This is a genomic window from Streptomyces toyocaensis (assembly GCF_000725125.1).
Classification (GTDB): Bacteria; Actinomycetota; Actinomycetes; order Streptomycetales; family Streptomycetaceae; genus Streptomyces; species Streptomyces toyocaensis.
Genome location: NZ_JFCB01000001.1, coordinates 277,613 through 290,348, shown reverse-complemented (window position 1 = coordinate 290,348; position 12,736 = coordinate 277,613). Strand labels below are relative to the sequence as shown.

Sequence of the window (12,736 nt, the reverse complement as noted above, 5' to 3'; positions counted from 1 at the left end):
CCAGCGAAAAGGCTTAAAGGTCGTCGTCGAACTCGGCTTCGAGTTCCTCGATCTCGTCCTGGTTCAGGTCGAGGAGGTCGAAATCGGACGCGGTGTGCCCACCGGCGGAAGAGTCACTCACCAGACGGGCCAGGGCGGACAACTCGTCCAGCCACAGCCGGCCGAAGCGTTCGACCTCGGCCTCCGGGAAGAGTCCGGCCGGCCAGGCCACCGTGAGCGTCAGTTCCAGGCCGTCCGGCGTTTCCCGGACGGCCGCCTCCGCCTCCAGGGCGTGTGACGGCCTCATGTCCGGGTCCGACGAATGGCCGATCCCTCCGGACCGCTGCCACTCCCGCACCTCGGCCGTGGCGGACCGGCCCAGGTAGACGAACCCGATCCGAGGCGAAGGCGAGGCTTCCAGCACCGGTCCCGTTTCGCCGTTCAGATGGCGCAGCAACCCATAGCCGAGCCCGTCGCCGGGCACCGCCCTCGACTGCTCCTTCACCGCCTTCAGCAACGACCCGGACGCCGGGTCGATCCCGCCCACGTCCAGCCGCACCGGATGCACGCTCGTGAACCGGCCCACCGTCCGGGACGGATCCATCCCGCCCACCGGATGACGGCCGTGGTCCTCCACGTCCACCAGCACCACGTGGCCTCCTCGCCAACGCGCCACCGCGCCCGCCAGGCCCGTGAGCAGCACCTCGTGGACACCACAGTGGAAGGCCGAGGTGACCTGCTCCGCGAGCGCACCGGCGCGGTCCTTCGGCAAGGTCCATGATCGGCGTCCCGCGGGCGAGCCGGTGCCGGGCTCGCCCAGCCGTGGCTCCTCTCCGTCGAGGAGCGCCGTCCACCCGGTCAGTTCCGCGACGCGTTCCGCGGAGGTCGCCTGCTCCGCCAATGCGGCCGCCCATCGCCGGAACGAGACGTCCACCGGGTCGACGGACGGCTCCCTGCCCGCGGCGACCGCCTCACAGGCAGCCCTCAGGTCGCGCAGCAGGATCTCCCACGACCTCGCGTCGACCACCGCGGGGTGCGCCACCAGCACGAGCCGTCCGACACGACCGGGTCCCGCGTCCACCCACACCGCACGGACCATCACGCCCGCGGCAGGATCCAGCCGACCGGCCGCCTCCCGAGCGCACCGCTCCGCGACGTCGTCGAGGTCACCGGTGTCCGCCTCGACCCGCTCGATCAGATGCGCGGCGTCCACCGCGCCCCTGCCGGACACGACCATCCGGGGCGTCCCGGCCCCGACGGTCCGGCTCCGCAACATGTCGTGGGCGTCGATCACCACGCTCAGCCCGGCCGCCAGCGTGTCCACCGACAGGTCACCGGGCGCGCCGACGGTCACCCACCGCGCGGCCCCCGGCCCCCAGACCTTCGTCATCGGCGTCCGGGCGACGTCTCCCGTGTCCTCGGGCGGTTCGGCCGACCCGCCGTCCAGGTCGAGGATCCCGGCGATTCCCGCCGGGGTCCTGTGCTCGAACACCTCACGCGCGCCGAAGACCATTCCGGCGCGGCGGGCCCGCGCCGCCAGCTGCATCGAGGTGATGGAGTCCCCGCCCAACTCGAAGAAGCTGTCATCCGCGCCGACCCGATCCAGGTCGAGAACCTCGGCGAACAGCGCGCACAGCGCCCGCTCGGCGTCGGTGACCGGTTCCCGGCCGGTGACGCGTCCGCCGAAGTCGGGGTCCGGCAGCGCCGCCCGGTCCACCTTGCCGTTGGCCGTCACCGGCAGCGCGTCGAGGACCAGCACCGCCGCCGGCACCATGTAGCCGGGCAGCGCCCTGGCGACGTCCTCGCGCAGCCCTTCCGGGTCGACGTCGCCGCCGGACACGACATAGCCGATCAGGCGTCCTTCACGTGCCACCACCACGGCCTGGTCGACGCCCGGCCGCTCAGCCAGCACCGCCTCGATCTCGCCCGGCTCCACACGGTAGCCGCGGATCTTCACCTGGTTGTCGGCGCGCCCGGCGTACACCAGCTCGCCCTCGTCCGTCCAGTACGCGACGTCGCCCGTCCGGTACATGCGCTCACCGGAGGCGAACGGGTCCGCGACGAACCGTTCCGCCGTCAGCCCGGGACGGTCCAGATAGCCGTGCGCCACCCCCGCGCCCGCGATGTAGAGATCGCCCTCGACGCCCGGCGGCAACGGACGCAGGAAGACATCCAGCACGTACAGCCGCCGGCCCGGCAGTGGGCGGCCGATCGGCAGGACCGATCCCAGCCGGTCGCTGGGCTCGATCGCCTTCCAGGTCGCACACAGGGTGGTCTCCGTCGGGCCGTACGTGTGCCAGACGACCAGCTCGGGGCAGGCCCGCCGGACCCGCTCCACCTCACCGAGCGGCACCACGTCGCCGCCCGCCAGCACATCGCGCAGCCCCGAGAACGACTCCGGCGACTCCTGGACCAGCGCCCGGAACTGACCCGCCGTGAAGTTCACGGAGGTCAGGCCCTCTGCGACATGAGCGGCGAGGCGCTCCGCGTCGACCACGCCCGGCTCGGCGAGCAGCACCCGCGCACCCGACACGAGCGGCACCCAGAGGTCGTACAGGGACGCGTCGAAGGTGTGCGGCGCGTGCATCAGCACGGTGTCGCCCGCTCCGACGCCCCACCCCGGGTCTCCCGCGAGGGCCGCGACGCCGCCGTGCGCGACGGCGACGCCCTTGGGTGTCCCGGTCGATCCCGAGGTGTACATCACGTACGCCAGGTCGTCCGCCCCGACCGGGACCAGCGAGGTCTCACCGTCGACGGCATCGTCCATCGTGACGAGCACGTGGCCCGAGGGCACAACGGCCGCGGTCCCCGCACCGCACACCACGGCGGCGACCGCGGCGTCGGACATCATGAACGCGACCCGGTCCGCCGGGTAGTCCGGGTCGACGGGCACGAACGCCGCTCCCGCCTTCCACACCCCGAGCCATGCCGCCACTACGTCCGGCGAACGCTCCAGCAGGACACCGACGCGGTCACCACGTCGCACGCCCCGGTCCTTCAGTACCCGCGCCAGCCGGCCCGACCACTCGTCGAGCTCCGCGAACGACCAGCTTCGTCCCCCGGCCGTCATCGCCGTCGCGTCCGGGGCCCTCTCCACCTGCCGGAGGAAGAGATCCACCGCCGACGGCGCGGCGATCGGGTCGCCCGTCTCGTTCCACCGCTCGACCACCCGCTCGCGTTCGGCGTCGCCCAGCAGGGTCAGGCGGCCCACCGGCGCGCCCGGCTCCGCGATCATCTGGTCCAGGACGCGGACGAGCCCGTGGAGAGCGGCCTCGGCGACTCCGGCGTCGACGATCTCCGGCTGGTACTGCAGTTCGATCTCGATGCTCTCACCCGGCATGACGCCCAGAGTGATCGCGTAGGGGGACGCCTGGTGGAACTCTTGCAGGGTGAGGCCGAGAGCGCGCGGGGACTTCGAGCCCACCGCGGGATCGACGTAGTTCTCGAACACCACGAGCGTGTCCAGACCCGCCCCGCCGAGCTTCTGGATCTCCGGGAGCCCGAGATGCTGGTGCGCGATCAGCGTGGACTGCCGCTCCTGCAGCTCCGTCAGCGTCTCCATGACCGTTCTGCCGCCGTCCAGCCGCACGCGCACCGGCACGGTGTTGATGAACAGCCCCACCATGCCCTCCACGCCCGGCAGGTCCGCCGGGCGCCCGGAGACCGTCGCGCCGAACATCACGTCCTGGCGGCGCGCCAGTCGGGCCAGCACCAGCGCCCACGCCCCCTGCACCACCGTGTTCATCGTCAGCCCATGGCCGCGGGCGAACTCCGTCAGGGCGGAGGTGGAGGCCGGTGAATGGCGGATCACCTCCCGGACCGGCAGTTCCGGTGCCCGGCCGGGCCGTTCGGAGATGCTGAGCGCCGATGATCCGTCGGCACCGGCCAGTTCCGCGCGCCATGCCGCCCGGGCGGCGTCCTTGTCCTGCCTCCCCAGCCATGCCAGATGGTTCCGGTAGGAGGCCGCCGACCGCAGACCCGACACGACTCCGCCGGCCGCGTAGATCTCGAGGAGTTCGGACTCGAGGATCGCCCGCGACCACCCGTCCATGAGCAGGTGGTGGCTCGTCGTCACGAGACAGTGCCGCTTCGCACCGAGCCGGATGAGCGTCAGCCGCAGCAGCGGAGGCCGCGTCAGGTCGAACCCCCTGGCGCGCTCCTTCTGCGCGATCACGCTGACCTCGGCCATCGCGTCGTCCTCGCTCAGGCCGGACAAGTCGCGCTCTGTCCAGGGAAGTTGGACATCCCGAGCAATGAGCTGGACCGTCTCGCCGGACTTCCGTCGGTGGAAGGACGCCCGGAGCGTCGGGTGCCGGTCGAGGAGGGCCTGCCAAGACGTCCGGAGCCGCTCGGTGTCCAGCGGCTGGTCGATGATCTGGGTCTGCTGGATGACGTAGATGTCGGGGGCCGCGTCGTCGAAGGAGGAGTGGTAGAGCATTCCCTCCTGCATCGGGGACAGCGGCCAGATCTCGGCGAGCGCCGATCCAGGAGACGTAGTCGTTGCGGTCACGGTTACCGACCTCCGCCGAAGTCCGTCGCTATGGCTTCAAAACCCTCGATCTCGTCCTGATCGAGGTCGAGAAGGTCGAAGTCGGACGCGGTGTGCCCCCCGGCCGAGGAGTCGTCCGCCAGGTGGGCCAGGCCGGACAGCGTGTCCCGCCACATCCGACCGAACCGTTCGATCTCGGCCTCTTCGAGGAGGCCGGCCTGCCAGCTCGCCATGAGCCTCAGTTCCGGGCCCTGCGGCATGTCCCGGACGACCACGTCGACCTGCAGCGCATGCGGCAGTGCCATGGCCGGGTCCAGGGAACCGCCGATGTCACCGGCCTGCTGCCACTCCGCCACGTCGTTCTGCTCGCCCACGGCGAACCGGCCCATGTAGTTGAATCCGATCCAGGGCGACGGCATGGCCTCCAGCACCGGCCCCGTCGCGGCGTTCAGATGGCGCAACAGCCCGTGACCGAGCCCGTCATCAGGCACCGCCCGTGACTGCTCCTTCACCGCCTTGACCAGATCCCCGGACGCCAGGTCGATCCCCGAGACGTCCAGGCGCACCGGGTGCACGCTGGTGAACCAGCCGACCGTCCGGGACAGATCCAGCCCGCCGACCGCGTGACGGCCGTGACTCTCCACGTCCACCAGCACCACACGGCCGCCGAAGCAGCGCGCCACCGCCCCCGCCAACCCCGCGAGCAGTATCTCGTGGACCCCGCAGAAGAACAGCCCCGGAACACGTCCCAGCAGTGCCGACGCCTCGGCTCCCGCCATGACCCACGACCGTGAGCCCACACTCCCCGTGCTCCCCTGCCGCCCGTCGACCGGCCGGTCCACCTGGCTCAGGATCGCCTGCCACGCCGGCAGTTCGCCGACCCGCTCCGCGGACGTCGCCCACTCCACCAGCAGGCTCGCCCACCGCCGGAACGGCACCGCCACCGGCTCCAGCGCAGGGGTCCGTCCCGCCAGGACCGCCTCGCACGCCGCCCGCAGATCCGGCACCAGAATCCGCCAGGACACGCCGTCGACGGCCATGTGGTGCACCGCCATCACCAATCGGCCCACCCGTTCCGGCCCGGCGTCCACCCACACCGCCTGCACCATCACGCCCGTCTCCGGGTCCAGCCGTCCCACCGCGTCCCGCACCGCGGCCTCCACGGCCTCGTCCAGCGAGCCTCCGTCGAGCCCCACCCTCCGGACCCGACCGGCCGTGTCCACGGAGCCACGTTCACCTACGATCAGGCGTCCCCGCTCCACCCGTGCTCGCAACATGTCGTGGGTGTCGACCAGGGCGGCCAGCGCGGCGGCCAGGATCCCCTCACCCAGATCCGCGGGTGCGCCCACAACCACCCACTGCGCGAATCCCGCACCGGTGATCCGGTCGCCCAGCGTTCGCATCACCGGCGTCCACGGCACCTCGCCCGTACCGTCGGCCGTCGCGGGCCGGAGGCGTTCCGGCAGAGGCGACCGGGCCGCCAGCCGTGCGAGTTCCTCCGGCGTCCTCAGCTCGAAGACGTCCTGCGCGGCGAGGGCCAGTCCTTCCCGCCGCGCCCGCGCCACCAGTTGCATGGAGGTGATCGAGTCTCCGCCCCGCTCGAAGAAGCCGTCGTCCACGCTGACCCGCTCCAGGCCGAGCACCTCGGCGAACAGCCGGCACAGCACCTGTTCGAGCTCCGTGACCGGTTCTCGGCCGACGGTCCCGGCAGCGCGATCGGGGTCGGGCAGCGCGCTGCGGTCGATCTTCCCGTTCGGGGTGGTGGGCAGCGCTTCCAGCACCACCACGGCGGGCACCATGTGCTGGGGCAGCCGGGAGGCGAGGTACTCCCGTACCGCGTGCGGATCGACCTCGGTCGGCGACACATGGGCCAGAAGGCGGTCGTCCCGGACGGTCACAGCCGCTTGAGCGACCTGCGGGTGGCCGGACAGCACGGACTCGATCTCGCCGGGCTCGATCCGGAACCCACGGAGCTTCACCTGGTCATCGGCCCGCCCGGCGAACACCAGCTCACCGCTGCTCGTCAGGTGGGCCAGGTCTCCTGTCCGGTACATCCGCTCACCGGGGACGAAGGGATCGGCGACGAATCGTTCCGCCGTCAGCGCCGCACGGCCCAGGTAGCCACGGGCCAACCCGATCCCCGACACGTAGAGCTCACCGGTGACCCCCGGCGGCAACGGCCGAAGGAACGCGTCCAGTACGTGGCAGCGGCTTCCCGCGATCGGCTCCCCGATCGGGACCACGTCCCGGCCCGCCGTCAACGGCATGCTCATCGCGGCACACACCGTGGCCTCGGTCGGCCCGTAGGCGTTGATCAGCCGTCGTCCCTCGGACCAGCGGTCCGCGAGGCCCGGCGGGCAGGCCTCCCCTGCCACCACCACCGTCTCCAGGCTCTCCGGCAGCACGTCGGCCGTGGCGAGCACCGACGGCGGAACCGTCACATGGGTGACGTCCCACCGCTCCAGTGCCTCGGCCAGCGACACCCGCGGCGGCAGGTCCTGCTTCGGTGCCATCACCAGCGTCGCCCCCGAGAGCAGCGCCATCAGCGCCTCCGAGACCGTGGCGTCGAAGCCGAGCGCCGCGAACTGCAGGACCCGTGACGACGGCGAGACAGCGAACCGGTCGATCTGCGCCGCCGCCAGATTGCCCAGGCCCGCGTGGGTGACGACGACACCCTTCGGGGTTCCCGTCGACCCCGACGTATAGATCACATACGCCACGTCGTCGGGCCCCACCCGCGGCAACTCCGCATCCGGGACCGCCGAGAGATCGACCTCGTCGATCACCAGCGACCGGTCGGCGAACTCCTCGGGCACCGCGTCCCGTGCCTTCCCGTCGCACACGACCAGCACGGGATCCGCGTCGCCCAGAAGCAGGCTCACGCGCTCGGCCGGATACGCGGGATCCACCGGAACGAACGCGCCTCCGGCCAGCGACACCCCCAGCATCCCGACCACCCACCACGCCGACCGCCCCACGGCGAGGCCCACCCGGGACTCCGGTCCGACCCCGCGGGCCCTCAGCACGGCGGCCAGCGCAGACGCCTGTTCCCAGAGCTCCCCGAAGGTCAGCTCGCCGTCGCCGTCCACCACCGCCGTCTCGTGCGGCCGCTCCTGAACGACCCGCGCCACCAGCACCGGCAGGGACTCCCTCGCCGCCGGCGCCGCGGCCGGGCCGCTCACCCGGCCCCCGCCCATTCCGGCACGCCCCACCAACCCGGAAGGGTCGGCGGCCACCGCGCCGAGGGCGCCGACGAACCATCCCAGCGTGGACTCGGCGACGGTTTCCTCGATCTGCCCGTGCCGGTAGGCGAGCTGGATCCTGAGGTGGTCCCCCGGGATGATGCCGACGGTCAGCGGATAGTGGGTCCCCTCGACCGTGCCCAGATAGGTGAACTGGTCGGCGAAGTCCCGCGGGTAGTTCTCGAAGACGAGCAGCGTGTCGAACTTCGCGCCCGGCCCGGCCACCTTCTGGATCTCCGGCAGTCCCAGGTGCTGATGCGGGATCAGGGCCGCCTGCCGCCGCTGCAGACCGGTCAGCAGATCGGCGACCGTCTGCCCGCCGTCGAGCGACACCCGGACCGGCACGGTGTTCATCATGAGCCCGGGCATCGACTCCACCCCCGGAAGCTCCGCGGGCCGGCAGGCGACCGTGGTGCCGAACACCACCTCGGTGCGCCGCGCGAGCCGGGCCAGCACCATCGCCCACGCGCCCTGCACCAGCGTGTTCAGCGTCAGCCCGTGGTCACGGGCCACCTGCGTCAACCGGGTGTGGAGCTCCGGCACGACGTAGGCGATGCGGTACTCGTATCCCGTCCCGGCCGCCGTCTTCGCGATCGACGCGTGCTCGTCGAGGCCGGACAGCTCCGCCTGCCAGGCAGCGCGTGCCGCGTCCTTGTCCTGCCGACCCAGCCAGGCCAGGTAGTCCCGGTAGGATGCCGCGCCGATCCGCTCCGGGAGCCGACCGCCGCCCTCGTACGCCTCGGTCACCTCGTTGAGGATGGCCGCCACCGACCAGCCGTCGGTCAGGATGTGGTGGTGGACGACCAGCAGGCGGTGCCGGTCCTCGCCGAACCGGACCAGCAGCAGCCGGAACAGGGGGCCCGCGGCCAGGTCGAATCGCTGTTCCTGTTCCTGCCGGGCGAGGGCCTGGACGGCCGCCTCGGCGTCGCTCACGCCGGTGAGGTCGACCTCCCGCCAGGGCAGGACGACGTGTCCGGCGACGGCCTGGAGCGTCTTCCCGGACGCGAGCCGGACGAAGCTCACCCTGAGCTCGGCGCGCCGCGCGAAGACCGCTTCCCATGCGGCCCGGAGCCGGGCCACGTCCAACGGCCCGTTCAGCTCCAGGATCCACTGCGCCTGATAGATGTCGAGGCCCTCCTCCTCGAGGGTCGACTGGAAGAGCAGCCCCTCCTGGAGTGGGGCGAGCGGCCAGACCTCCTCGGCACCAGGTACGGCGATCGCCAGCTCCGCCTCCTCCTCCGCGGTGAGGGCGATCAGGGGACGGCCGTCGGGGGTGCCGGGGGTGTCGGCGGCCGCGTCACGCGCCACGGCCGCCAACCGTGCGGGGGTCCTCTCGTTGAAGATCTGCGAGGGCGTCACCAGCAGACCGGCCCTGGACGCGCGCGCCGCCAGCCGCATGGCGACGATCGAGTCGCCGCCCAGGGCGAAGAAACTCTCGTCGACACCGACCCGGTCCAGGCTGAGCAGTTCGGCGAACAGGGAGCTCAGGACGCGCTCGGCCTCGGTGGCGGGTTCGCGACCCGCCGCGTTCGTCCCGAAGACGGGCGCCGGCAGCGCCGCCCGGTCCACCTTGCCGTTGCGGGTCAGCGGAAGCCCGTCCAGCGTGATCACGACAGCCGGGACCATGTACTCCGGCAGCGTCGCCCCGAGACGCTCACGCAGGACGACGGGATCCACGTCCGTCACCGCGTAGCCGATCAGGCGTCCGTCGATCGCCACCACGACGGCCTCGTGGACATCCGGCTGGGCGGTCAGCGCGGCCTCGATCTCACCGGGCTCGATCCGGAACCCGCGGATCTTCACCTGGTCGTCGGCTCTGCCCACGAACAACAGCTCGCCGTCGGCGGTCCACTGGACAAGGTCCCCCGTCCGGTACATCCGGCCGCCGGGTACGGACGGATCCGCCACGAACCGCTCCGCCGTCAGCGCAGCCCGGTCCAGGTAGCCGTCCGCAAGGCCGGCGCCCGAGAGATAGAGGTCACCGACCACTCCCGGCGGCAGGGGCCGCAGCGACGCGTCGAGCACCTGGGCCCGGCGGCCCGGAAGCGGACGACCGATCGGCAGCACGGGACCCAGCGCCTCGCTCGGCTGGAGCAGGTGCCACGTCGCGCACAGCGTCGTCTCCGTCGGACCGTACAGATGCCGGATCCGTGCCTGGGGGACCGCCTTTCTCACCTTCTCCACCGCGTGTGCGGGCACCACGTCGCCGCCCGTCAGCACCTCCTGGAGCCCGGCGAAGGATTCCGACGACTCCTCGGCCAGCGCGCGGAAGCTGCCCGCCGTCAGATGCACCTTCGTGACGCCGGCCGCGATCGCCTCCCGCAGACGTCGGGCGTCCACTGCGCCCGGCTCAGCGATCACCACACGGGCACCCGAGACAAGCGGCACCCAGATCTCGAAGAGGGACGCGTCGAAGGCGTGGGGCGCGTGCATGAGGATCGCGTCACCGGGTTTCACCGCCCAGCCGGGATTCCCCGCCAGCTCCGCGACGCTCCGGTGCGGGACGGCCACTCCCTTGGGTGTCCCCGTCGACCCGGAGGTGTACATCACGTACGCCAGGTCCCCGGGAGACACCGGGACCGCCGACGCGTCGCCCCGGCCCTCGTCCGTGACGACGACCGGCTCGACCCCCTCCGGCACGCGGCCGGCCGTCGCGGCCGAACATGCCATCAAGGACGCACCCGAGTCCGCGACCACGAACGCCACCCGCGGCGCGGGATGGGCAGCGTCCACCGGCACGTACGCCGCTCCCGCCTTCCATACGGCGAGCAGCGTCACCACCAGGTCCGCCGAGCGCTCCATGAGGACCGCCACACGGTCGCCACGGCGGACGCCCCGGCCGATCAGCCGCCCGGCCAGCCGGCCCGCGAGTTCGTCCAGCTGCCGGTAGGTCACGAACCGGTCCCCGTCGACCACGGCCACCGCCTCGGGCGTCCGCTCCGCCTGACGGGCGAACAGCTCCGGCACCGTCGGCGTGGACAGCACGGAATTCATCGTCCCCCTTCAGCAGCCATCTGGGGGACCGGCCCGGCCCCGTCGCCTTCGGGCGCGGCTCCGTCGCCACCCGAATTGGCGAACTGCGTGTGGTACAGCTCCGCGTAGAGGCCGCCCTCGGCCAGCAGCTCCTCGTGCGTCCCGCGCTCACGGACGCCTCCGTCGTCGATCACGACGATCTGATCGGCCTCGCGGATCGTGGACAACCGGTGGGCGATCACCAGAGAGGTGCGGTCGCGCAGCGCGGTCCTGAGGGCCCGCTGGACGGCGGCCTCCGACTCGGAGTCCAGGTGAGCGGTGGCCTCGTCGAGCACGACGACCGAGGGCGCCTTCAGCAGCAGCCTCGCGATGGCCAGTCGCTGCTTCTCCCCGCCCGACAGCCGGTAGCCGCGGTCTCCCACGACGGTGTCGAGCCCTCTCGGGAGGGATTCGATCAGGTCCCAGATCTGGGCCCCCTTGCACGCCTCGATCACCTCGTCCTCCATGGCGCTCGGACGGGCGTAGCGAAGGTTCTCCCGAATGGTGTCGTGGAAGAGGTAGGTGTCCTGGCTGACCACGCCCACCGTCTCGTGCAGCGAGGCGAAGGAGAGATCCCGCAGATCGAGTCCGCCGACACGGACGGTGCCGGAGGTCGGGTCGTACAGCCGGGACACCAGGTGGGTGAGAGTGCTCTTCCCCGCGCCGGACGGGCCGACGAGTGCGGTGAGGGTTCCGGCCGGCGCATGCAGGCTCACGTGGCGCAGGACCTCCGGCGTCGCCTCCCCCGGCTCCCGTCCGCCACGCACGTTCTGCTCCAGCGACGGCAGCGAGACCTCGTCCGCACCCGGATAGCGGAACGACACGTCCTCGAACTCGATCTCCGGGGCTGTGTCGCTCCTGAGCACGACGGCGTCGGAGCGTTCCTCGATCAGCGGCTTCAGGTCGAGGAGCTCGAAGATCCGGTCGAAGCTCACCAGGACGATCACCGCGTTCGCCTGCATCCCGGAGAGCTGGGTGATCGGCCCGAACAGCCGCCCCAGCAGGGTGGCGAGAGCGACCAGCGTGCCGAGCTGGAAGGTCCCGGAGAGCACGAGGCCGCCGCCGACCCCGTAGGTGAGCGCCGTGGCGAGCGAGGCCATCAGCGCCATGATGATGAAGGCCATCCGGCTGAAGACGACGACGTTCACCCCGATCCGGCGGAGCTTGCGCGACCGGTCCTCGTACTCGGCCATCTCCTCGTGCGGACGGCCGAAGAGCTTGGAGAGCATCGCCCCCTGCACGTTGAACCGCTCCTGCAGCAGGCCGGCCAGGCCGGCGTTCACCTCCATCGACTGCCTGGTGTGCCGCTGTATCACTCGGCCCACGTACACCCAGGGAATGAGGAACAGCGGGATCAGCACCAGCGTGATGAGGGCGACGAGCCACGACAGGTAGAACAGCTCGGCCATCACCAGGACGACCGAGACCGCGCCGGTGACCGCCATCAGCAGCTGGCTGAAGGCCTGCTGCGTCATGATCAGGTCCGTGTGGAGCCGTCCGACCAGGACCCCGGTCTGGGTGCGGGTGAAGAACGCGACCGGCAGCCGCTGGACGTGACCGATCGCCCGGATCCGGAGGTCGTAGCTGACCCCCTGCCCGATCGCACCGGCGATGTAGGCGAGCGCCAGCTGCAGTAACGCGTCGAGGACGGCGAGCCCGGCGGTGAGGCAGGCCAGCAGGGTGACGGTTTTGGAGTCGTGCTTGAGGATCCCCTCGTCGACGATCTGCTTGAGCAACAGCGGAGTCGCCACCACGATGAGCGACTCCAGGACGGCGACGACGACGAAGACCGCGATCTTTCCGCTGTGCGGGCGAAGGTAGGCGATCACTCTGCGGGACGTGCCGGGGCTGATCCTGGACGGCTCGGGATCAGCACCTCCGCCGGCCCTCAGCGCCCCCCCGATGGACGGCATCATGACCATGCGGACATCCCCTCTCCCACGACTCTGATCTCCGGAGGTCCATGGTGCTGATCGGACCCGATGTCCACGAGTGGTAGGTCCACGGGCGGTGA

Annotated in this window: 3 protein-coding genes; all 3 read right to left on the bottom strand. The window is 71.6% G+C overall.

Annotated features, from left to right (window positions below; all coding sequences use genetic code 11):
* Positions 1-13: 13 nt before the first annotated feature.
* From BU52_RS01240 to BU52_RS01230, 3 genes are read right to left on the bottom strand one after another with little or no spacing between them, the layout of a single operon-like run.
* On the bottom strand, positions 14-4,489 hold the full coding sequence (locus BU52_RS01240) for a non-ribosomal peptide synthetase (RefSeq protein ID WP_235216235.1): 4,476 nt from the start codon (positions 4,487-4,489) through the stop codon (positions 14-16).
* A gap of 2 nt (positions 4,490-4,491) precedes the next feature.
* Complete coding sequence (locus BU52_RS01235) at positions 4,492-10,695, bottom strand: non-ribosomal peptide synthetase (protein ID WP_200881136.1); 6,204 nt, start codon at positions 10,693-10,695, stop codon at positions 4,492-4,494.
* A 5-nt stretch (positions 10,696-10,700) separates the two neighbouring features.
* Entirely contained in the window at positions 10,701-12,644 is a 1,944-nt protein-coding gene (locus tag BU52_RS01230; protein WP_051857795.1) for an ABC transporter ATP-binding protein, read from the bottom strand.
* Positions 12,645-12,736: the final 92 nt, after the last annotated feature.